At 63.2% G+C, this 21,999-nt stretch carries 22 protein-coding genes; 16 read left to right on the forward strand and 6 right to left on the reverse strand.

The window, feature by feature from the left end; translation table 11 throughout:
- Positions 1 to 11 precede the first annotated feature (11 nt).
- Both NKI64_RS09395 and NKI64_RS09400 read right to left on the reverse strand, forming a co-directional pair.
- On the reverse strand, positions 12 to 1,160 hold the full coding sequence (locus NKI64_RS09395; protein WP_352537139.1) for a Gfo/Idh/MocA family protein: 1,149 nt from the start codon (positions 1,158 to 1,160) through the stop codon (positions 12 to 14).
- Between the two features lie 255 nt (positions 1,161 to 1,415).
- Positions 1,416 to 2,177, reverse strand: coding sequence for a DeoR/GlpR family DNA-binding transcription regulator (locus tag NKI64_RS09400; protein ID WP_023724284.1), 762 nt, complete (start codon positions 2,175 to 2,177; stop codon positions 1,416 to 1,418).
- 163 nt (positions 2,178 to 2,340) lie between these two features.
- Here NKI64_RS09400 and NKI64_RS09405 point away from each other — a divergent pair, with 163 nt between their 5' ends.
- From NKI64_RS09405 to NKI64_RS09445, 9 genes are all read left to right on the forward strand, one after another.
- Positions 2,341 to 3,141 carry a beta/alpha barrel domain-containing protein gene (locus NKI64_RS09405; RefSeq protein WP_023825959.1) on the forward strand — a complete coding sequence of 267 codons (801 nt, stop codon included), beginning with the start codon at positions 2,341 to 2,343 and terminating at the stop codon, positions 3,139 to 3,141.
- Between the two features lie 3 nt (positions 3,142 to 3,144).
- Entirely contained in the window at positions 3,145 to 4,095 is a 951-nt protein-coding gene (locus NKI64_RS09410) for a PfkB family carbohydrate kinase (protein WP_352667711.1), read from the forward strand.
- Between the two features lie 90 nt (positions 4,096 to 4,185).
- Positions 4,186 to 5,331, forward strand: coding sequence for an ABC transporter ATP-binding protein (locus NKI64_RS09415; RefSeq protein WP_023686996.1), 1,146 nt, complete (start codon positions 4,186 to 4,188; stop codon positions 5,329 to 5,331).
- Positions 5,332 to 5,446: 115 nt separating this feature from the next.
- A complete protein-coding gene (locus NKI64_RS09420; RefSeq protein WP_352667714.1) occupies positions 5,447 to 6,694 on the forward strand; it encodes an ABC transporter substrate-binding protein in 1,248 nt (415 codons plus the stop codon).
- A gap of 139 nt (positions 6,695 to 6,833) precedes the next feature.
- Positions 6,834 to 7,730 carry a carbohydrate ABC transporter permease gene (locus NKI64_RS09425; RefSeq protein ID WP_352667716.1) on the forward strand — a complete coding sequence of 299 codons (897 nt, stop codon included), beginning with the start codon at positions 6,834 to 6,836 and terminating at the stop codon, positions 7,728 to 7,730.
- A 4-nt stretch (positions 7,731 to 7,734) separates the two neighbouring features.
- Positions 7,735 to 8,577 (forward strand): carbohydrate ABC transporter permease, encoded by an 843-nt coding sequence (locus tag NKI64_RS09430; protein WP_352667718.1) that lies wholly within the window; start codon positions 7,735 to 7,737, stop codon positions 8,575 to 8,577.
- A 38-nt stretch (positions 8,578 to 8,615) separates the two neighbouring features.
- Positions 8,616 to 9,437: a sugar phosphate isomerase/epimerase family protein gene (locus NKI64_RS09435; protein WP_352667720.1), complete on the forward strand. Its 822-nt coding sequence runs from the start codon at positions 8,616 to 8,618 to the stop codon at positions 9,435 to 9,437.
- Between the two features lie 4 nt (positions 9,438 to 9,441).
- Positions 9,442 to 10,167: a ribulose-phosphate 3-epimerase gene (locus NKI64_RS09440; protein WP_023723313.1), complete on the forward strand. Its 726-nt coding sequence runs from the start codon at positions 9,442 to 9,444 to the stop codon at positions 10,165 to 10,167.
- Positions 10,167 to 11,195 (forward strand): ROK family protein, encoded by a 1,029-nt coding sequence (locus NKI64_RS09445; RefSeq protein ID WP_352667722.1) that lies wholly within the window; start codon positions 10,167 to 10,169, stop codon positions 11,193 to 11,195. The genes NKI64_RS09440 and NKI64_RS09445 overlap by 1 nt, the downstream gene beginning before the upstream one ends.
- Positions 11,196 to 11,272: 77 nt before the next feature.
- Here the strand turns inward: NKI64_RS09445 and frp are convergent, their stop codons facing one another.
- From frp to NKI64_RS09460, 3 genes are all read right to left on the reverse strand, one after another.
- Positions 11,273 to 11,608 (reverse strand): fluorescence recovery protein, encoded by a 336-nt coding sequence (frp, locus tag NKI64_RS09450; RefSeq protein WP_023709990.1) that lies wholly within the window; start codon positions 11,606 to 11,608, stop codon positions 11,273 to 11,275.
- A 75-nt stretch (positions 11,609 to 11,683) separates the two neighbouring features.
- Positions 11,684 to 11,959 carry a hypothetical protein gene (locus NKI64_RS09455; RefSeq protein WP_023732219.1) on the reverse strand — a complete coding sequence of 92 codons (276 nt, stop codon included), beginning with the start codon at positions 11,957 to 11,959 and terminating at the stop codon, positions 11,684 to 11,686.
- A gap of 96 nt (positions 11,960 to 12,055) precedes the next feature.
- Entirely contained in the window at positions 12,056 to 12,967 is a 912-nt protein-coding gene (locus tag NKI64_RS09460; protein ID WP_023735660.1) for a LysR substrate-binding domain-containing protein, read from the reverse strand.
- A gap of 102 nt (positions 12,968 to 13,069) precedes the next feature.
- On the opposite strand from NKI64_RS09460, the gene NKI64_RS09465 reads away from it, so the two are divergent.
- From NKI64_RS09465 to NKI64_RS09475, 3 genes are all read left to right on the forward strand, one after another.
- On the forward strand, positions 13,070 to 13,708 hold the full coding sequence (locus NKI64_RS09465) for a DsbA family protein (RefSeq protein ID WP_023735661.1): 639 nt from the start codon (positions 13,070 to 13,072) through the stop codon (positions 13,706 to 13,708).
- A gap of 52 nt (positions 13,709 to 13,760) precedes the next feature.
- Positions 13,761 to 14,369, forward strand: a complete 609-nt coding sequence (locus NKI64_RS09470; protein ID WP_023692222.1) for an NAD(P)-dependent oxidoreductase — start codon at positions 13,761 to 13,763, stop codon at positions 14,367 to 14,369.
- A gap of 163 nt (positions 14,370 to 14,532) precedes the next feature.
- Positions 14,533 to 15,264 (forward strand): SDR family oxidoreductase, encoded by a 732-nt coding sequence (locus NKI64_RS09475; protein ID WP_023735663.1) that lies wholly within the window; start codon positions 14,533 to 14,535, stop codon positions 15,262 to 15,264.
- Here NKI64_RS09475 and NKI64_RS09480 read toward each other — a convergent pair.
- Positions 15,215 to 16,147: a LysR family transcriptional regulator gene (locus tag NKI64_RS09480; RefSeq protein WP_023735664.1), complete on the reverse strand. Its 933-nt coding sequence runs from the start codon at positions 16,145 to 16,147 to the stop codon at positions 15,215 to 15,217. The two genes, NKI64_RS09475 and NKI64_RS09480, sit on opposite strands and share 50 nt — an antisense overlap.
- Positions 16,148 to 16,411: 264 nt before the next feature.
- Between NKI64_RS09480 and NKI64_RS09485 the strand changes: the two genes are divergently transcribed.
- The 4 genes from NKI64_RS09485 to NKI64_RS09500 all read left to right on the forward strand — a co-directional run bounded on the left by NKI64_RS09485 (position 16,412) and on the right by NKI64_RS09500 (position 21,847).
- Positions 16,412 to 17,326, forward strand: a complete 915-nt coding sequence (locus tag NKI64_RS09485; RefSeq protein ID WP_023735665.1) for a dihydrodipicolinate synthase family protein — start codon at positions 16,412 to 16,414, stop codon at positions 17,324 to 17,326.
- Between the two features lie 268 nt (positions 17,327 to 17,594).
- Entirely contained in the window at positions 17,595 to 19,427 is a 1,833-nt protein-coding gene (locus NKI64_RS09490; RefSeq protein ID WP_352667727.1) for an ABC transporter ATP-binding protein, read from the forward strand.
- On the forward strand, positions 19,427 to 21,313 hold the full coding sequence (locus NKI64_RS09495; RefSeq protein ID WP_352667729.1) for an ABC transporter ATP-binding protein: 1,887 nt from the start codon (positions 19,427 to 19,429) through the stop codon (positions 21,311 to 21,313). The genes NKI64_RS09490 and NKI64_RS09495 overlap by 1 nt, the downstream gene beginning before the upstream one ends.
- A 369-nt stretch (positions 21,314 to 21,682) precedes the next feature.
- Complete coding sequence (locus tag NKI64_RS09500) at positions 21,683 to 21,847, forward strand: DUF3309 family protein (protein WP_023667887.1); 165 nt, start codon at positions 21,683 to 21,685, stop codon at positions 21,845 to 21,847.
- Positions 21,848 to 21,999 lie beyond the last annotated feature (152 nt).

Here is a 21,999-nt window from a genome sequence, read left to right on the forward strand (position 1 = left end):
CGAACCTCCCGTCAGGCAAGCAGGGTTGCCGCTTCCTCTTCGCCAAGCAGCGGCGGCTGGTCGACCGTGCCGTTGATGGCAACCGAGCCACGGCTTTCGCCCGAAGCCAGGATCGCCTCCATGATCTCAAGCACATGCAGCGCCAGCTCACCGGAGGCGCGCGGCTTTCTGCCCGTGGCCAGCGCGCCCGCCAGATCGGCGACGCCGAGCATGCGGTAATTGGCACGGTCGGGCGCCACATAGGGCCAGTTGCGGGCGCCGTAGAGTTCGTTCTCGCTGGCGAAATCGGCCCAATCGGCGCCACGTTCCGACAGCGAGACCGTGCCGCCGAACGTGTCGGGATCGGGTAGCCTGAGCGAGCCTTCGGTGCCGTGCAGTTCGATCGGATGGTTGGAGTGTTTGAACACGTCCCAGGAGGCGCCGAAGGTGACGGTGGCGCCGGAACGGAATTCGAGCAGCGACATTATGTTGGTCGGCGTGCCGACCTTGAATGTCGTGTTCTTGAACGGCCCGTCGGCCGTGATCAGCCTCTCCTCCTGGCCGCGCGTCGCCGTCGCCATGACGCGCTCGACCGGCCCGAGCAGATTGACCAGCATGGTCAGGTAATAGGGACCCATATCGAAGACCGGGCCGCCACCGGGCTGATAGTAGAATTGCGGATTGGGATGCCAATGCTCCATGCCGCGCCCCATCATGAAGGCAGTGCCGGTCACCGGCTTGCCGATGGCGCCGTCATCCATCAGCCGGCGTGCCCGTCGGCCGGCGGCGCCCAGGAATGTGTCCGGCGCCGAGCCGATCAGCAGGCCGCGCTTCGCGGCCTCGGCGACAAGGCGGCGGCCGTCGGCGGCAGAGGTTGCCAGCGGCTTTTCGGTGAAGACATGCTTGGCCGCCGAGAGCGCTGACAACGAAATGTCGAAATGCGCCGCCGGGATGGTCAGGTTCAGCACGAGGTCGATGTCGGGGTCGGCGAGCAGCGTGTCGACGCCAATCGCTCGGATGCCGTATTCCCTGGCGCGCAGCTCGGCCATGTCAGCGGAAATGTCGGCGCAGGCGCGTAGCTCGACACCACCGAAGAGCGCTGCATTGCGCAGATAGGTCATCGAGATGTTGCCGCAGCCGATGACACCGATGCCGAGCTTTGTCTCTGATTTTCCGTGCATTTCCAGCTTTCCTCCGAAGCCAAGGGCATGCTGCGCGAACCGTTGCAGTTCCCACGCCCCCCGCAATCCGCTATACAGGACTTTAAATGTTGACGCGCGTAAAATTTTTATAGAGCATGTGAGAGTTCTGGCGCAGGATTGGGAGGCCGCCAGCGTGAGGAGGAGAACATGACCGGCATGAAAAACGGCCGACGGCCGCTGCGAAGCCCGTGGGTCATGCGCGCTTTCCGTCGCGCATCAGAGACCGGGATGGGTTCAGGCATAGATCACCTTGGCCCCGATCCTATCAAGCTCGCTGCGTATTGGACCGGGCAGGCCATCGTCGGTGATCACCACATCGACGGCCGACAGCGAAAATGCCTTGGACGTCCCGCTGACGCCCCATTTGCTCGAATCGGCGAGCAGGACAACGCGCCGGGCCATGCGAACGAGGTTTCGCTTCGTTCGCGCCATGTCTTCGTTCACGTCGACCACATCCAGTGACGAGTCTATCGCATGCGCTCCAACAAAGACCTGATGCGCTACCAGGCCGCCGAGAGCCGTATCGGCATCGGTGATCAGCGTGCTCACCGTGTCGGGATAGACCCGGCCGCCGATCATATGAACGTCGAGCCCGGGACGATGCATAAGATGCTGCACGATGTTCATGGCCGTGGCCGCGACCACGACATTGCTGAGCGGCGGTAACTGCATGGCAAGCTGCATCAGGGTCGAGCCACCGTCGAAGATGACCGACTGGTTGTGCTCGAAAAGGTCGAGCGCCGCCCGGGCGATGCGCTTCTTTGCGTCGAGGTTCGTTTGCATCCGCCGCGCGAACGCGGCCGTCGTCGAATCGGTGGTCCGGGTCACCGCCCCTCCACGGGTCTTGGTCAGCAGTCCCTTGCGGTCCAGTATTTCGAGGTCGGAGCGCACCGTGACCTCCGACACGCCAAACCCGTCCGACAGGTCCTTGATGCGAACCTGTCCGCTGCGTTGCACCTCGCCCAGGATCGATTGGCGTCTCTGCTCCGACAACATTGCCCTGCCCTTGCCTGCCTGCGCCGAGCAATCGCGCCGGCCTCGGCTCACCTTACCGAAAAATATGGAGATTCGAAAGCTTTCGAAAGATTGTTTTTCTTTTTTCTTTCGGAAACACTGGATCGAGCATTTTTAAATCAACCGATCAGGGAATTTTGGACTCATGAGCCTAGGAACCAAGGTGCGCCTCGCGCGCCTCTTCTCGCATCCATCGGGGAACCTTTTTGGCGGCGCGGTCGACCACTTCGTCGGCTATGGCGACGTGCGCAAAGGCGGCCTTGCCGACCTGCCGGGTGCGCTCGCACGCGTCATGGCGGGCAAACCCGACTACGTCAGCATCCAGCCTGGCACCGCGCGCCATCTGTGGCCGCAATATGCGGGCAAAGCTTCCCTGGTGATTCAGGCGGGCTGCTTCACCGCGGACGATCGCATCAGCGAGTTGATCGCAACGCCCGAGGACGCGGTGCGCGCGGGGGCCGATGCGTTGGCCGTGGCCATTCCGGTGCGCGGCGCGACGGAGGGCAAATACATACGCTGGCTGACCGATTCGGTGAATGCGGCGGCCCGCTACGGCATGCCTGTGGTGGCGCATATCTACCCTCGCGATTTCACCGACGGAGCAAAGATCGTCTTCACCCCCGACGAGATCGCCTATGCGGCGCGCATCGGCTACGAGTCCGGCGTCGACGTGATCAAGATCGGCTACACCGGGGATTTCGAGTCATTCAAAGAGACCGTCCGGACCTGCCCGGTGCCGGTTGTCATCGCGGGCGGTCCAAAGACCGATACGCTGCTCGGCGCGCTTCAGCAGACGGCGGACGCCATCCGTGCCGGCGCGCACGGCGCCGTGGTCGGCCGCAATCTCTGGGGGCACGGCGATCCGGAGAAGGCAGCGCTTGCCTTTCGCGGCGTCATCCATGACGGCCTTTCGGCGCAAGACGCCCTGGCGAAGGCGGGTGCCTGAACGATGCCCACCATCCCCTCGATCCTCGGCTTCGGCGCTATTGCGATCGACGACATCGTCTACGTCGATCAGCCATTGTCGGCGGGCAAGGGTAAGGTTCTGCAAAGTACCCGCGCCTTCGGGGGAAATGTCGCGACGGCGCTGGCCGCTGTCGCGCGGCTCGGCGGAACCGCCGGGTTCGTCGGATGGCTGGCCAGTGCCGCGGACGACGCGGTGCAGCTCGATCTCGTGGCGAGCGGTATTGAAACCGCATTCGCGCCGCGCCATCCCGACGCGCGCCCGGTGCACTCGCGGATCACCGTCGGCTCGGACGGGGAAAGGTTCATCGCGTATGACGACGATGCGATGCTGGGCACAGCTCCGGACTTTCCGGACGATATCCTCAGCCGCGCAACCGTCCTGATCGTCGATAGCTATGCGAACGGGTCGCTGGATGTCGTGGCTCGGGCTCGCGATCTCGGCCTTGCGATCCTCGGCGATATCGAATGGAGCAGCGGCCCCGCCACGGAGCGGCTGATCGCGCTCTGCGACCATCTCATTCTTCCACTTAGCTTTGCACGGACTGCCACGGGGCGCCGATCGCCTGCCGAGATGCTCGATGTCTTGTGGTTGCCATCGCGATCCGCCGTGGTTCTGACCGATGGAGGCAGGGGTGTGTACTATCGCGGCCGTGAAGCGACAGGTCTCTGGCACCTGCCCCCGCACCGGGTTGCGGTCGTCGACTCCACAGGCGCGGGTGACTGCTTTCATGGCGCCTATGCCTATGCGTTGACGCGCGGAGCCGACACCGCGGGCCGGGTGGCATTCGCGGCCGCGGCGGCGGCCGTTTCGATAACGGGGCGTGGCGGGCGCGAGGCGCTTCCGACCGGGGACCAGGTCACGCAACTCCTGGCATCGGCGAACGCGCCGTCAGCAGTCGACCTGAAAAATGCGCATGTGGATGCTGGAGCGTGACCTGAAACGATCCGACGAAACATTTCGCAGGCGAACACAAGCCCAGGAGAATCATAAAAAATCAGGGCTTATACTTGTGGAGGGAGGAATATGGCAGAAGTCATTCTTGAGAAGATCTGCAAAACCTACGGGAACAGTTTTCGCGCAATCGACCAGTTGAACCTGTCGGTCAAGGACGGCGAGTTCTTGATCCTCGTCGGGCCTTCCGGCTGCGGCAAATCCACGGCGTTGCGAATGATCGCGGGGTTGGAAGACATCACCAGCGGCAGCCTTCGGATCGGCGGGGTCGACGTCGTCGACATGCCGCCCAAGGACCGCGACATCGCGATGGTGTTCCAGAGCTACGCGCTCTACCCGCATATGACGGTATCCGAAAACATCGCCTTTTCGATGCGGCTGGCAGGCAAGCCGAAGGCCGAGCGCAAGAAGCGCGTGGACGAGATCGCCAAAACTCTTCAGCTGACGTCTTTGCTGGACAGCAAACCCGCGAACCTGTCAGGCGGGCAGCGTCAACGGGTTGCCATGGGCCGCGCCATGGTGCGCGAGCCGGCCGCCTTTCTCATGGACGAGCCGCTTTCCAATCTGGATGCGAAACTGCGTGTGCAAATGCGCGCCGAAATCACCAGCCTGCAAAAGCAGCTCGGCGTCACGACCATTTACGTGACCCATGATCAGATCGAAGCGATGACGATGGGCGACAGAGTCGCGGTGTTGAAAGGCGGTGTGCTGCAGCAGGTCGACACACCCAAGAGGCTCTATGAATCGCCGGTTAACGCCTTCGTTGCCGGCTTCATCGGCTCTCCTTCGATGAACCTTTTCGAGGCGACCCTGAAGGGCGGCGAGCTCGCTTTTCGCGACTTCGCCGTCCGGCTGCAGGATGCAGCCTTCGTGCGCAGGCCGGCCTTGAGGTCGTATGCGGGGCGCAAGGTCGTGTTCGGGATCAGACCGGAGGATCTTTATGACAGCAGCCTTGAATCCGGTCGCAAGTATCAGACGATACCGGCCAGGGTGACCTCGATCGAGGAACTCGGCTCCGAACAGATCGTCCACATGAACATCGACGCGGTCCGGGTGGACTCCGGCGATCCGGATGCGGTGGACGATTTCGGCCTGGCGTCGAACGCGGTGGCGAGGTTCGAGCCGATCAGCGCCGTCCGCTCCGGCTCGGAAATCCGGTTGGCCGTGGATGATGCCAAGTTCCATTTCTTCGATCCCGAAACGCATCTGGCGATCTGAAGATCTGCGGAAGACCGCGGGCGGGAGCGAGGTGCCTGCGGAAGATACAAGAAGGCTTCTGAATGAACAGACGATCGTCCGCATTGTGCGGCCGACCTTGAAGAAGGAGGAGAAAATGATGTTTCGGATACGACCCGCGATGCTGAAAATAGCCGCGGCCGCATGGTTGCTTGGTGCAACCGGCGCCATGGCGGACACGACGCTGGAATTCACCCAATGGTGGGAGCCCGAATTGCCGGCGGGATCGCTCAGGGCAATCATGAACGACTTCGAGGCTGCAAACCCCGGCATCAAGGTGACGCTGGTCAGCGGTCCCTATGCGACCACGCGAGACCAGATCTCGGTCGGCGCCGCAACCGGAACGCTCAGCGACGTCGTCGGTCTCGACGGCGCCTGGGTGAACAACCTGAACGCGCAGGGTGCGCTGGCCGACATGAACCCGATGATGGATGCGAGCGGGTTCGACAAGACCCAGGTCGCGGATATCATCAAGGTGGACGGCAAGGCAGTGATGTTTCCCGTGGCTTCGTTCGTCTATCCGGTCTTCGTCAATCTGGACCTCGCCGCCCAGGCAGGCGTCACCAAGCTGCCGTCGACCCGCGCGGAGTTTCTCGAAGCCGCCAAGAAGATGACCCATGCCGACAAGAACCAGTATGGCTGGGTGCTGCCCCTGTCGCTGCAAACGCCGTCCGGTGTCCAGAACGACCTGATGTCGTGGGTCTGGGCCTCGGGTCAATCGATGATGGCTGAAGGCAAGCCGGCTCTCGAGGGCAAGCCGGTCGTCGATATGCTCACTTTCGTCAAATCGCTGAACGACGCCGGCGTCATCTCGCCCGGCATTGCCACCAAGACCGAGCAGGAAAAGGTCGAGGAATTCGTCAACGATCGGGTCGGAATGATGATCGACTCGCTCGCGCATGTGAATCTCATCCGCAAACGCAATCCCAAGCTGAACTTCGACCTCATCCCGGTCCCGGTCGTGGCGGACTACAACGGCAAGCGCGGCCTTCCCTATGCCTCCTGGGGCATCGGCATCTCTGCCGCCTCGAAACATCAGGATGAAGCCTGGAAGCTCGTCCAATATCTGATGAGTGAAAAGGTGAATGCCAAGCTCGTGTCGCTTGCAAACGCCTTCCCGGGGAACGTCAACGCCAAGCCCGATTTCGTGACCTCGGACAAGGCTTTCGCCAAGGCTTTCGAAATCTTCAAGACCGGCTATCTCGCCAACGAGTTCACGGGCCTGCCGGTGGCTGAAGACCTGATGACCCAGTTCGACGTGGAGGCTCAGAAGATGCTTGCCGGCGAGCAGTCTCCGGAACAAGCCGCAACCAACGCTCAAAAGGGCTGGACGGCGAAATTCTGAGCGGCCATTGCCCGTTTGCTATCTTCCACCGGGTGGCCCGGCCTCGGCCAGGCCACCCGTCAACAACGGATCGGCAATTTGAGATGGACCTGTTTTTGAAGCGCACCTTCCTCTTGAAGGCACATCCCAGGGGTCGCACATGACCGGGCAGAAGCGCTCCCACCATCGACTGAAACGAGCGGTCGCACCCTATCTCTATCTGTCACCATCGCTCCTCATAATCGGCCTTCTGATGCTGCTGCCGATGGTGACGGTGATTGGCTATTCGTTCCAGAACAGCGCGGTGCTGCGTCGCGACCCGTCCTTTGCCGGACTGAAACACTACCAGGCGATCTTTGCCGATCCGGTGTTCTGGGCCTCGCTGTGGCACACGCTCTACTTCACCTGCATGAGTGTCGTCTTCCATATGACCATCGGCATGCTCTTCGCACTCATGCTGAACAGCGACCGCATCAATCCGACGCTGCGCAACATCCTGCGCGTGCTGTACATACTGCCCTGGCTGTTCACCGCGGTGATTATCGCGGTGATCTGGCGCCTTCTGCTTGAGCCGAATGGTGTCGTGAACAGTGTTCTCATGCAGATCGGTATCATCGGTTCCAAGGTCGAGTGGTTTTCCTCGCCCGCGACCGCGCTGCACGCCGTCACCTTCGCCAATATCTGGGCGGGCTACCCGCTTTTCATGGTCAGCCTGCTCGCAGGCTTGCAGGGCATTCCCAAGGATTTCTACGAGGCCGCCGATATCGACGGCGCGAAGGCCTACCAGAAGCTGATCTTCATCACCATTCCGCAGCTGATGCCGATCATCATCAGCATCTCGCTGCTCGACTTCATCTGGACCATGCAGGTCTTTCCATTGATCTGGATAACGACGGGTGGCGGTCCGATCTACTCGACCGAGGTCCTCAGCACCTACACGTACAAGCTGGCGTTTTCGAGCTACAACCTGTCGCAGGCCTCGGCGAGCGCCGTGGTCATCCTGCTGATCTCTCTCGGCCTGACGATGTTCTACATCCGCTATCAAAAGGCTCGGTAGTCACATGAGGAAAAGGCACACGCCGAAAGACAGGCTGATCACCGCCGCGCTTCATGTCGCGCTTGCCGCAGGGCTCTTTTTCGCTGCCTTCCCGATCTACTGGATGCTGAGCAGCTCGTTCAAGTCGAATACCGAAATATTCGCCCTGCCACCAACCGTCCTGCCGAAGGCCTTCACACTGGAAGCGTATGCGGCCATCCTTGGTGATCCGGTAAAGCTGCGCTTCTTCTTCAACAGCTACTTCGTGGCCGGAGCAGTGACCGTGCTGACGGTGCTGATCGCCTTGCTGGCGGCCTATGGGTTCAGCCGTTTCAATTTCCGCGGCAGGGGCAGCCTCAACACTCTCATCATCAGCACGCAGACGATCCCGCCGATCACGCTTTTGATCCCCTTCTTCGGGCTTGTCGTCTCGTATGGCATCTTCGACACCTATGTCGCCCTGATCCTGACCTATCTGGTGTTTACGCTGCCTTATGCGATCCTGCTGATGACGGGATATCTGAACACCTTGCCCCGCGATCTCGATGAAGCAGTGGCTGTCGACGGCGGCACCAGCTGGACCGCACTGTGGCGGGTGATCGTCCCGATTTCACTGCCTGGTATCGTGGCGACGTCGGTCTACACCTTCCTGTTGTGCTGGAACGAATTTCTCTTTGCGCTGACACTGACGAAGTCGACGTCCATGCGCACCGTCCCGATCGGCATCCAGCTGTTGATGGGGCAACACGCCTTCGAATGGAACCAGATGATGGCGATGAGCGTGCTCGGCTCGCTGCCGCTCCTGGTCATCTACCTGGTTGCCCAGAGGTTCTTCCTCGCCGGCATGACCGCAGGCTCGGTCAAGTAGGATGTCCCTCCAACGGAGGTGGATCAAGGAATGAAAGGATGACCGTGAAAGACCTGAAAGTCGGCTGCCAGACCTTTACCTGGGAAATGCTCGGCGACCGTTTTGCCGGCGGCCCGGACGATCTGCTCAAGGCGATCGCCGATGGCGGCTATGCCGGCATCGAGATCACCGACACGATGATCGGCCGCTATGCCGGCAAGCCAACGGAGTTCGCCGCCGCGCTGAAGTCACCCGGGCTGACGCTCGTCTCCTTCGCCTTCGGCTCGAAGAGCGGTTTCACGCTCAGGGATGAGATCGGCGCCGACCTGGAGACCGCCAAACGCTGGATCGACTTCGCCGCCGCCTTTCCCGGCGCGCTGGTGTCGATGGGCTCGGCCACGATGGTTTCCGACGGGCCGCGCGACGACAAGTTTGCCATCGCCGCCGAGGTCTACAACAAAGCCGGCGAGCTCGGGCGCGAGGCCGGCGTCCAGGTCGCGGTGCATCCAAGCTCGCATCACAACACGCTGCTGTTCGACCGCGCCGACTACGACCGCATCTTCGGGCTGCTCGACGCCTCGATGGTGGGCTGGGTGCCCGACACCGGCCACATCTTGCGCGGTGGCCAGGACATGGCGGATACGCTCACCACTTATCGCGACCGCATCCGCTATGTGCATCTGAAGGATGTCGACGCGAATGGAACCTGGGCGATGCTCGGCAAGGGCGTCTGTGACACGGCGAAGGTGATCGAGATCGCTGGTGCTGCACCCAATTTCAACGGCTGGCTGGTGCTGGAGGAAGAGTCCGAAACGGCCGCCGCCGACCCTGCCGGCGCCGTCAAAATCAACCGCCAGACAATGCGCGGCTACGGAGCCTGAGACGATGACGACGAACAAGCCCCTGTCCGGCCCCGCCGCAATTGCCGCTCTGCCGCGCAACCGGCTTATCGGCGAGTTTTCGCTGTGGTCGGCCGACCTCGCCAATATGGAGCACGATTTGAAGCGCATCGAGACCCATGCCGATGTCCATCATATCGACGTCGCCGATGCCCGCTTCACCCCTGGCTTCCTGTTCTTCCCGGACCTGGTGGCGCACATCGCCAAGCTCACCGCAAAGCCTATCCATGTCCATTTGATGGTCGAAGCCGAGATCGTCGAGGAACAGACGCGCCAGTTCATCGAGGCCGGCGCCGACCTGATCAGCGTGCACGCCGAAAACGGCGAGACCGGTCTGCGCGCCGTGAAACTGGCGCGTGAACTCGGGGCCGAGGCCGGCGTGGTGCTGCGGCTGGAAACACCGGTCGCGGCCGTCACGCCCTTCCTGCCGGAGGTGGCGTTCGTGACGCTGCTCGGCACTTCCATCGGCGTCAAGGGCCAGAGCCTGTCGGAGCAGGCGTATCCGCGCCTGATCGAGGCGCGCGCGCTGATGCGCAAAGCCGGCCGCGAGGCCGACATCGTGCTCGCCGCCGATGGCGGCATCCGCCACGAGACCGTGCCCTTACTGCGCGCCGCAGGTGCGGAGACCGTGGTGCTGGGCTCGCTGGCCTTCGGCGATCCCGACCTTGCCCGGCGCATGGCCTGGCTGCACGGGCTGGAGGTCGCCCCCTGATGAACAAGATCGCGCTCGCCTTCGATCTCGGCGGCACGGCGCTGCGCGGTGCGCTGGTCGAAAGCGATGGCCGCATCGTCGCTCATGCTTCAGCGCCGACGCTTGCCGGTGCGGGATCGGAGGCGGTGATCGGCCAGATCGTCGCTCTGGCAGGCACGCTGCTTGGGGAACACCCGCAGGCAAAGGTCGCCGGCATCGGCGTCGGAGCACCGGGACCGCTCGACCCCAAGGCGGGGATCGTGATCGCGCCGCCGACGCTGGCCGGCTGGCACGACGTGCCGCTGATCGACATTCTGGGGCAGCATTTCGGCTTGCCGGTGCGGCTGGAAAACGACGCCAATGCGGCGGCGCTCGGCGAATGGCGTTTTGGCGCCGGACGCGGCAGCGGATCGCTGGTGTTCGTGACCGTATCGACCGGCATTGGCGGCGGCGTCGTCGCCGATGGCCACATCTATCACGGCAGGCGCGGACTGGCGGCTGAGATCGGCCACATGACCATCACCGGCGAAGGCGACCGCTGCTTCTGCGGCGCCATCGGCTGCTTCGAGGCTGTCGCATCGGGAACCGCGCTTGGCCGCCGCGCGACGCGATTGACCGCGCCCGGCGACGGCTCGCTCTTACGACGGCTGTCAAATGACGGCGACGTCTCGGCCAGGCATGTCGTAGAGGCTGCCAAGGCCGGCGACGCCAACGCTCTCGACCTGATCGAGGCGGAAGCACAATGGCTGGGCATCGGCTTCACCAATCTCTTGCATCTCTATTCGCCCGATCTGATTGTCATGGGTGGCGGCCTTTCCAACGGGTTCGACCTTCTGGCACCGTCGATCAGAGCGGTCATCCAGCAGCGGGCGATGCCGGCCTATCGCGACGTGCCGATCGTGCAGGCTGAACTCGGCGACCGCGCCGGGCTGATCGGCGCTGCCAGCCTGATCCTCTGGGAAGGCGAACCGGGTGCGCCGCTGGCGATGGCGCAGGACGACAAGGACAGAGGCGCGACCGCCGATGCCACGGAGGCACGCCATGGCTGAACTCGAGCTGCGCGGCGCGCGCGAAGATGGTGAATGGTCCAGTTTGAATGCAGCGCCAAGGTCCCCGAAGAGGACCCCTACCCTTCGCGATTCCAGCTGGCGTATTTTCGGATCGTTTGCCGCTTGTCTTCCGACAAGCCAACAAGGAGATTCTCCTCGAGATAGCCTTGCCGGATGAGATTGGCGAAGACCTGTATTAGCTGTGAATAGCGATAGTCGAACATCTGGTCGATCTTCCGTCGCTGCTGCCGCAGAAAGTCTTCGACATCCCATATTTTGGAAGGCGTTGCCGCAACGTGGGCCCTGCTCTTGAGTTCAGCCAACGTCTTGTCGAGCGCCACCTTCAGCGCTGCGTCATAGGCAGTGCGGGCGACTTTCTTTTCGGACGGAGACCATTTCTCACCAGCGGTCATCGACTGTCTCTATCGTGTTCGCGGCGGCCGTCATCCGGTAACCCTGGGACGCAGGACCCCGCCTTTGGGACCAATCTACTTTCCGCAATGGTGATCGTTGACCTTGTTCAGCGCATTCGCGTCCGGCCCGACCCGGTCGTAAGAGCACGGGCCGGCCGCCGTGGTGATCAGCATTTTGTCATAGTAGCGCGGGCCGCCGAACAGGGCGTAGATGAGGTCGCGATGGGCGGGGACGTAGCGTTCGGGTTCTGGCTGACGATGGCGATGCTTGTCCTTGGCGACACCCGCTGTGGACAGGCTGCAGCCGACAGCGAGAGCGAGCATGCAGGTCGCAAAGATCTTGGTGGTCATCGGCAGTACCCCTTCTGACGGTTCGGAATCGCAGCATATCCAAAAGCGCCTGCCGAACAAAGGTTCCCTCGCCGGCATTGCCGGCCGGTGCCGAAATCAGCCCGCACTGCGCGCCCGCCGCCTTTCCGCCGCAACCAGCAAGTCGACGAAGGCGCGCACCTTGGCCGGCCTGAAGCGCGCCGGCGGGAAGACGGCGTGGATGCCCCCGGACGGCAAGGTCCAATCCGCGAACACCCGCACCAGCCGTCCCCGCGCAATGTCGTCGGCGACACTGTAGTCCGGAAAGATGCCGAGGCCGATGCCGGCCAGCACGCAGGACAGCACGCCCGGTGTCTTGTCGCAGCTGACGACAGGGTTGAGTTCGGCCAGCACCGTTTCCGTGCCCCTCGAGAACAGCCATTGGCCGACCCCGCGCAACTGGGCGTTGCCGACCCAGGGCAGCGACTTCGCCTGCCTGGGGCTGGCTTCCCCAGGCAGCCTGGCGGCCAGTTCCGGGCTGGCGACGACGAATTGCTGCAGGCTGCCCAGCCGCCGCGCCAGATTGCTGGAATCGGCAAGCCAGCCGACGCGGATGCCAAGATCGACCTGCTCGTCGACCAGGTTGCTGACCGCATCGTCGAAGATCGTCTCGACCCGCATTTTCGGGTATTTTCTGATGTAGGCGGCGATGGTCGGCGCCACGACCCTCTCGCCATAATCGAGCGGCGCCGTCAGCCGCAGCGTCCCCGTCGGCTGCGCCGCTCGCTGCGAAATGTCGCCATAGGCTGCCTCCGCCTCGCGCAGGATGATCGCGGTCCGGTCATAGAACAGACGACCCTCTTCGGTCGCCGTCACGCGCCGGGTCGTGCGCCGCAACAGCGTAGCGCCAAGCTCTTCTTCGAGCTTGCCGACCTGATGGCTGACCACAGCCTTGGCAACATCGAGACGGTCGGCAGCGGCCGTGAACGAGCCGGTCTCCACCACGGTGGCGAAGTAGACGAGCCGGTTGAGATTGAGGAGTTCGGTCACAGGCCGCTCATTGTCTGGTTTTATCAGACAGTTTGTATGATTGATCGCTATTTTTCGCAAGCGGTCCAGCTGTCATCTATCGGGCAACAGAATGAGGCCGCCATGACCAATGCAACCCTAACCTATCTTTTCGACCCGCTCTGCGGTTGGTGCTATGGCGCCACGCCGATGCTGGATCGACTGGCCGCCGGCGGGACCGCGCTCCAACTGCTGCCGGTGGGGCTTTTCTCCGGTGCCGGCGCGCGGCCGCTGGATGCTGGTTTTGCCGCCCACGCCTGGGACAATGACCAGCGCATCGCGCGGCTGAGCGGACAGCGCTTCAGCCAGGCCTATCTCGACAATGTGCTCAATGTCAGCGGCACCTTGCTCGATTCTTCCGCTGCCACCATGGGCATCAACGCCGCCGGGCTGGACGACTGGCGCAAGGAACTTGCGGCACTGAAGGCGATCCAGCATGCGCGCTATGTCGACGGCCGCGATATTGTGACGGTTGACGGCGTCGCCGCGGTACTGACCGACGCCGGCATGAGCGACGCGGCAAAGCTTTTGAAAGCGCCGACGCAGGCGTTTCTGGCGAAGCATGACGACCTGGTCAGCCGCGGGCGGACATTGTTCCAGCGGCTGCATGTCAATGGCGTTCCCGCGCTCGCGGTGATCGGCCAAACGGCGCCGCGCCTGATCGGCGCCAACGCGCTGTTCGGCAGCTACGACAATCTCGTCGCTCACATCGAGGCGGCGTAGTCCCAGAAATTCTCCCCAGACGAAATTCTCCCCAGACGAAAGGAAAATCCCCATGAAAATCGCACTTATCGGCGCGTCCGGCCAGGTCGGCTCGCGCCTGCTTAAGGAACTCTCCGATCGCGGTCACAGCGTCACCGCCATTGCCCGGCATCCAGACAAGATCGCGGCACTTCCGGGCGTGACTGCCAAGAAGGGCGACGTCTTCGACAAGGATGGACTTGCCGCCCTGATCAAGGGTCATGACGCGGTGATCTCCTCGGTTCATTTCCTCGACAGCGATCCCGATACGCTCATCGCAGCCGTGCGTGCTTCCGGCGTCAAACGCTACCTCGTCGTCGGCGGCGCCGGCAGCCTTGAGGTTGCGCCCGGCAAGCGCCTGGTCGACACGCCGACCTTCCCTGATATCTACAAGGCCGAGGCGCAGAAGGGCGCCGACTTCCTCGACACGCTGCGGACGGTCGACGATCTCGACTGGACCTTGCTGTCGCCTTCGGCGCTGTTCGTCGCCGGCGAGCGGACCGGCAAATACCGCATCGGCAAGGACACGCTGCTGACGTCCGACAAGGGCAGCAGCATTTCCTTCGAGGACTACGCCATCGTCATGGCCGACGAGATCGAAAAGCCGGCGCATATCAAGCAGCGCTTCACGGTCGGCTACTGAGCGCACTTCATTGACAGGCGGGCACTCGACGGAGCGGCCCGCGTCCGTTGCTATCGACGATAGTGCCATCGGAGCCTCCGATGGCACTATCGCTTTCTTCCGTTTCCACTCCTGCCGCCGGTCTGCGACTCTCGCCGGAGCGGTTCAGGACAGGAACGGAAACATGGCAGACATCGCAAAATCGAAAATCGCTATCATTGGCGGCAGCTCCGGAATGGGGCTCGCGTTGGCAAGGCGGTGCCTGGACTCAGGCGCCGAAGTCATCATCGTCGGCCGCAGTGAAGCCAGGCTCAAGCGTGCCGGCGAGGCGCTGCGGAACCATGCCGGTCTGAGCGCCATCGCGGCCGATATTGCAAGGGAGGATCAGGTCGCTGACCTGTTCAGGCGGATTGGCCGGCTCGACCATATCGTCAGCACCGCCGCCGATATCGAAGGCGCCTATGAGTTATTGCCTGCGATCGACCTGCAGGCGGCGCAGAGAGTCGTCGAAAGCAAATTCTACGGGCCGCTGCTGCTCGCCAAGCATGGCGCGCCGCAGCTTTCGGCCAACGGCTCCATCACCTTCACCTCAGGCATTGCCGCCTACCGGCCGGCGGCGCGCGGCTCGGTCGTTGCCGCTGTCAACGCTGCGCTGGAAGGGTTGGTGCGGGCGCTGGCAGTCGAGCTGGCGCCGGTCCGTGTCAACGCCGTCTCGCCGGGCTGGGTCGACACGCCGATCTGGAGTTTTGTGGCCGGCGACAAGAAGGACGAGACGCTCGATGCAATGGCCAGGCGCCTGCCGGTCGGCCGCGTCGGGCAACCGGACGACATCGCCGATGCCATCGCCTTTCTGATGGGCAATGGTTTTACGACAGGGACGGTTCTGCATGTCGAGGGCGGTCACCGGCTGATCTGAGCGCAGCGAAATTCCTGGCCGCGGCCGCCAGCAGCAGTTTCAGCGCCGGCGGCTGAACCCGCCGGCGGCGCCAGATCAGGACCAGCGACGCCGTGCGAGCCGACCCCGGCCACGGCAATTCGACGATCTCGCCGCGATCGAGCGCGTCGGCAACGGCCAGCCGCGGCACCAGGCCCATGCCGACACCAGTCGCCACCAGGCCCGCAATGGCGCCGATGCTGCCGACTTCGGCGGCAAGTTCTGGCGCTGCCATCTCGTCAAAGGCAGTGTCGAACAGATGCCGGTAGACGCATCCGGTTTCCGTCACCACGAAACGCATCGCGGCGAGCGCGGCCAGGTCGCTCTGCCCCGATGCGGGCGCATGTTCGGGTGAGGCGACAAGGACCAGCGGCTCGGCCGATATCGTGCGCCGGGCCAGACGTTCGTCCAGACCGCCCTTGTCGAAACAGAAGGCGACGTCGATCTCGCCTTCTTCGAGCTGCCGCAGCAGGGCATCGCTGCCGGCGATTTTGAGCCGCAGACCGATCTCCGGGTGGTCGCCTCGAAAGGCCGCCAGCCATTGCGGAAGTTTGACAGTGGCAATCGTCTCCAGCGCGCCGACCGTAACCGTTCCGGCGGTCATTCCCGTCGTTGCCTCGACGGCAATACGCGCCTCCTCCGCCAGCTGCAGAATCTCTTCCGCATAGGGTTTCAGCGCGTCGCCGGCCGTCGTCAGGTCGAGGCCGTGGCGCGAGCGGATGAAGAGGACGACGCCAAGTTCGCTTTCCAGCGACTGGATCTGGTCGCTGACGCTCGACTGCGCCAGATGAACCTCCCGCGCTGCGCGGGTGATATTACGGTGCCGCGCCACGGCGAGGAAGGTCTTGAGCAATCGTGGGTGCATGCCGTTTCCGGATCTGTCTCTGTTCGACATTTCGGGCTTGGCTGGTCCATTTGCAACCCTGGTCCATTTGCAACCCCGGTCCATTTGCAACCCATTGACGCCGGCGTCATCAGGTTGCGGCAGACCGAAGGGCCAGAATTTCGCGGCAATGACCCGCAAGTTTTCCCACGGCCGGCGCGGTGGCCCAAGAGATCGCCTCTGGCAGATCGCATCGTACGTATGCTCTATGCCAAGCTGATTTCCAGCACCGATGGAAGGACCGACATGACCCGCCCGCAAGGAACCATCGCCCCGATCCTGACACCGTTCGAAAATGACGGCCGGATTGCTCGTGACTTGTGGATCTCACACGCCAAATGGGTGCTGGGCCAGGGCGCGCATTTCCTGTCGCCGTTCGGCACCACGGGCGAGGCACTGTCGCTCTCGCTCAATGAGCGCATGCAGGCGCTGGAATGGCTGATCGAGGCCGGCATTTCGCCGGCGCGCATGATGCCCGGCACCGGCGTCACCGCACTCCCCGAAACCGTCGAACTTTCGAAGCACGCGGTCGGCCTCGGCTGCGCCGGCGTGATGGTGCTGCCATCATTCTTCTACACGGCCGCCGGGGATGAAGGCCAGGCGCGCTACTACAGCGAGCTGATCGAACGGGTGGCCAACCCGGCGCTGAAGATGATTCTCTACCACATCCCGCAGAACTCCGGTGTGCCGGTAAGCCCTGCCCTGACCGCCCGGTTGAGCGCGGTGTTTCCAGAGACGGTCGTCGCCTACAAGGATAGCGCCGGCGACTGGAACAACACGGCGGCGGTGATTGCCGCCGCACCCGACGTCGCGGTGTTCCCCAGCTCGGAGGCGCAACTGACCAAGGGGCTCGCCAGTGGTGCTGCGGGCTGTATCTCCGGGACCGTCAATCTCAACGCTGCGGCCATCCGCGCGCTCTACGACGCGACGATCGCTGGCCAAGACGTCACGGAAGCGGACGCCGCGATCAGGGCGTTCCGCAAGGTGATCCAGGATGCAGGCCTGATCCCGGCGATGAAGGCCGTGCTGGCGGTGCGCTCCGGCGACAAACGCTGGCTCAACCTGCGCGCGCCGCATGAGAATGCGACGCTGGAAAGCGGCAAGGCGCTGCTCACTGCGCTCGGTCCCGCAGCCGATCACATTGGCCGAGGTCACGCATGATGGCGGTTGGCGCAACCCACATGCTCGCATCTTTTCAATCGGCCTAAAGTGACGAGCCTGCCGCCTCTAACGCCGACACGGGCTTAAGCGGTCGCGGACGATCAGCCCCTTTCAGGCACAGTGCAATACCGCCATTGGCCCTTGAACGGTCAAAATCGAGGCGTACCATCGCGGTATCTGAAACTGAGTCTGTTTTCATTCGTCTGGGCTAATGTCCGGATCGGATTGGGTATTTTCCTTGGCAATGGATGCAACCCGCGGCGCAGCGATGCGCGGCAAATCGTTTGCCCATGTGGCGGAGGCGTCCTGGGGCAAGGGCCTCAGCACGCTGCTGCGCATCCTGCGCATGACGTTGCGCCATCCCTGGCAGGTTGCGATCACCATCGCCTCGACCTTCATCGCCGCGACGCTGCAGCTGTTCATCCCGCGCCTGCTGGGCCACGCCATCGACCAGGCGCAAGGCGTGATGGCTGGAGGCGGCGGCGCGGCGGCTGAGCAGGCGCTGTGGACCACGGCGATCACCTTGCTCGTCGTCAGCATTCTGCGCGGCCTCTTCACCATGGCGCAGAATTATTATGGCGAGGCCGTTGGCCACCGCACCGGCTATGAGCTGCGCCTGGCCTTCTACGAGAAGATCCAGCGGCTGAGCTTCTCCTTCCATGACCGGGTGCATACCGGCGACCTGATTACGCTTGGCCTGCTCGACCTCGACGGCGTGCGCATGTTCTTTTCCACCGGCATATTGCGCGTGGTGCTGCTCGGCGTGCTGATCGGCGTCGGCTCCTATCTCCTGATCAGCACCGATCTCGAGCTCGGGCTGCTCAGTCTGAGTTTCGTGCCGTTCGTCGCCTGGCGCTCCTCGGTCACACAGCTCAGGCTGCGCAGCACCTGGCTGACGCTGCAGGAGCGGCTGTCAGTGCTGAGCCGGGTGATGGACGAGAACCTCGGCGGAATCCGCGTCGTGCGCGCCTTTGCGGCGCAGCGGCATGAGCTGGAAAAATTCGACCGCGCCAAGAAGTCGGCGCTGGAGCTTGCCGACCAGCGCGTCGACATCCGCGTCTCTAACACCAGCGCCATGAATTTTTCCTTCCTGGCGGCCATGGGCCTGGTGCTGTGGTTCGGTGGCCAGAAGGTGATCGCGGGCCAGATCAGCGTAGGCACGCTGGCGCAGTTCCTCACCTTCATGACCATCCTGCAGATGCCGGTGCGCCAGCTCGGGCTGATGGTCAACTCGTTCGCCCGCGCCTCGACCTGCGGCACAAGGCTGTTCGAACTGCTTGACGCCGAACTTGACATCGAGGATGCGCCTGATGCCAAGGATCTCGTGGTCACCGAAGGCTTGCTGCGCTTCGACAATGTCGGCTTCCGCTACGCGGGCGCCGGCGGCCGGCCGGCGCTGTCGGGCATTTCCTTCGAGGCCAGGTCCGGCGAGACCGTCGGCATTGTCGGCCCGCCTGGCAGCGGCAAGTCGACCATCGCGCATCTGATCCCGCGCTTCTACGATGTGACGTCAGGCGCGATCACCATCGACGGGCAGGATATACGCGAGGTCACGCTGCAATCGTTGCGCAAGGCGGTCGGCGTCGTGCAGCAGGACGCCTTCCTGTTCACCACCTCGATCGAAAACAACATCGCCTATGGAAATCCCTGGGCGCGCGAGACCCGCATCGGGCAGGCGGCTGAATACGCCCAGTTGCACAATTACATCATCGGGCTTCCGGCCGGCTACACCACGGTCGTGGGCGAGCGCGGCTCATCGCTTTCCGGCGGCCAGCGGCAGCGCCTGACCATCGCCCGCACCCTGATGCTGCGGCCTTCGGTGCTGGTCTTCGACGATTCCACCGCGGCTGTCGACGCCGGCACCGAGCAGCGAATCCGCACCGCGATGAAGCGCTTCGCCAAGGACCGCGTGACGCTGATCATCTCGCACCGGCTGAGCTCGCTGATGCATGCCGACCAGATCCTGTTCGTCGAGAATGGCCGCATCTCCGAGCGCGGCACGCACCAGGAATTGTTGGCGCTGGGTGGACGCTACCGCGCGCTTTACGACCTGCAGCTGCGGCCGGACGACGATTTGCCGGTGGCGGTGGGAGCCGCATGATGTCGACACAGAACGACGACCAGAAGGAAGACACCAGCCGGCGGCCCACAAGGGCCGTCGTCGGTTCGCACCGCGACGAGGAAGAGGTCTTCGGCAAGGTCTACGATCCGCGCATCGTGCGCCGCATCTGGAGCTTCGTGAGACCGTATCAGGGCCGGATCTTCATCTCGGTCGCCGCCGTTTTGGTGTTCACTCTGACGCAATTGGCGATCCCGCTGGTCATCCGTTACGCCATCGACCACGGCATGGCGGCGGGCAAGGCCGACAGCTCCGTCATGAACTGGGCGATCGGTGCCTTCGCCCTGATCATCCTGATCAACTATGCCGCCAGCTATATCCAGGAAAGCGTCGTCGGCAAGGTGGCCGAGAATGTGCTGTCGGATTTGCGCCGCGCCATGTTCAGCCATCTGCAGCGCGTCTCGCTGAGCTTCATGGACAAGACCGAGGTGGGCCGGCTGATGTCGCGCCTGCAGGGCGACGTCAATTCGATGCAGGAATTCCTCGAGACATCGGTCATGTCGGTGGGCGACATCGTGCTTCTTTTCGGCATTGTCAGCGTGCTTTTGTGGCTCGATTTTCGTCTCGGCCTGTTGACGCTGTCGACCATGCCGGCGCTGTTCATCGTGCGCCTGTTCTGGCTGCCGCGCGCCAAGGTCGCCTTCATGGCCGCGCACGAAACCAATTCGATTGCCAATGGGGCGCTGGCGGAAGGCATCCATGGCGTGCGCACTGTGCAGAGTCTCGAACGCCAGCACGTCAATTTCGACCTCTATGACGAGAAGGTGCTGGCCAATCTCAGGGCTCACCTGACCTCGGCCAAATATGCGCAGGTGATGGTGCCGATCGTCGACACGCTGACCGGCATTGCGATGGGGACGGTCATCGTCGTCGGCGGTTCGATGGTGCTGTCGCACAGCCTCGACATCGGCGTCATGGTGGCGTTCCTGTTCTACATCCAGCGCTTCTTCGACCCGATCCGCTCGCTCACCATGCAGTACAGTGTCATGCAGCGCGCCATGGCGTCGGGCCAACGCATCTCCGAAGTGCTGGACGTGCCGGTCGACGTTAGCGACAAACAAGGCGCGGTGGCGCTGACGCGCGACATGGACGGTTCGGTCGAGTTCAGGAACGTCACCTTCGGCTACCGGCAGAACCAGCCGGTGCTGAAAAACATCTCCTTCCGCGTCAATCCGGGCGAGACGGTTGCGCTTGTCGGCCCGACCGGTTCGGGCAAGTCGAGCTGCATGGCGCTGGTGCACCGCTTCTATGATGTCTGGTCGGGCGAGGTGCGGGTCGGCGGCCACGACGTGCGCGACGTGACGCAGGATTCGCTCGGCGACCAGGTGGCGATGGTGTTGCAGGAGCCATTCCTGTTTTCCGGCACGGTGCTGGAGAACATCCGCTACCACAAGACATCGGCTACCCGCGAGGAGGTGGTGCGCGCGGCGCAGGCCGTCGGCGCGCACGACTTCATCGAGCATCTGCCCGATGGCTACGACACCGAGCTCGAACAGCGCGGCGGCAATCTCTCGCTCGGCCAGCGTCAGCTGATCAGTTTTGCACGCGCACTGGTCGCCGATGCGAAAATCCTGGTGCTCGACGAGGCCACGGCGAGCATCGATTCCTACACCGAGATGCTGATCCAGAAAGCGCTGGTCACGCTGCTGGAAGGCCGCACCGGGCTGGTCATCGCGCACCGGCTGGCGACCATACGCGGCGCCGATCGCATCATCGTTCTACAGAACGGCGAGATCGTCGAAAGCGGCAACCACGAGCAGCTGATGGCGGCCAAGGGCCTCTATGCCAGGCTCTACAACATGAACTACGCATCGTTCGACGATATTGCCGAGGAAGACATGGGCGCGCCGGCCGGCAAGGCGACGTGAGCTGCTGCCGGTTCGGCTCGACTGGAAATGGTGCGGGGCCAAAACTCGCCGCCGACCAATTCGGCTTTTCAGATGTCGACACCTTTCGCCGCGCCTTTCAGCGTAAGCCCGGCGTCACGCCTGCCGGCGCGTTCGGGTGGACGAGCGGCCGGTCGCCTTGAGGGCGATCCCGCGTAAATTCTGAATTCTACGCGCCGCCCAGCGCGCGCGATGGCACGCTCAGCTTGCGCCTGAACCTCAGCAAACGCCGTGATGATGGCTTTCGTTCCTTAGCCGTCGGATGAAAATCGCCGGGGAACAGGAAGGCTTGCTGGGAGTTTAGTTCTTCGAGCCGCGCCGTGAACGGCGCGGCAGCGAAGGAGACGGCATATGGGCCTGGGTACCATTCTTATTATCATCCTGATCATCGCGTTGCTCGGTGGCTTCAGCGGCCTCGGCGGCGGCCCGTTCTACGGCACTGGTTACTATGGCGGCGGTGGCCTCGGGCTGGTGCTGATCATCGTGATCATTCTGGTTGTTCTCGGGCGAATATAGCGTCGCCATTGGCGGCCGCCGAGTTCTACGGCGGCCGCGTTTTCGCCTGACATTGAGGTTTGAAGACATGGCAGCTGAAGACATTGCTGGTCCGGAAACACTGGGCCGGCGTCGGTGCGAGCGAGAGCGAACGCGACGAGCTGGGATATCCT

This window comes from Mesorhizobium sp. M0478, assembly GCF_040321305.1.
Classification (GTDB): Bacteria; Pseudomonadota; Alphaproteobacteria; order Rhizobiales; family Rhizobiaceae; genus Mesorhizobium.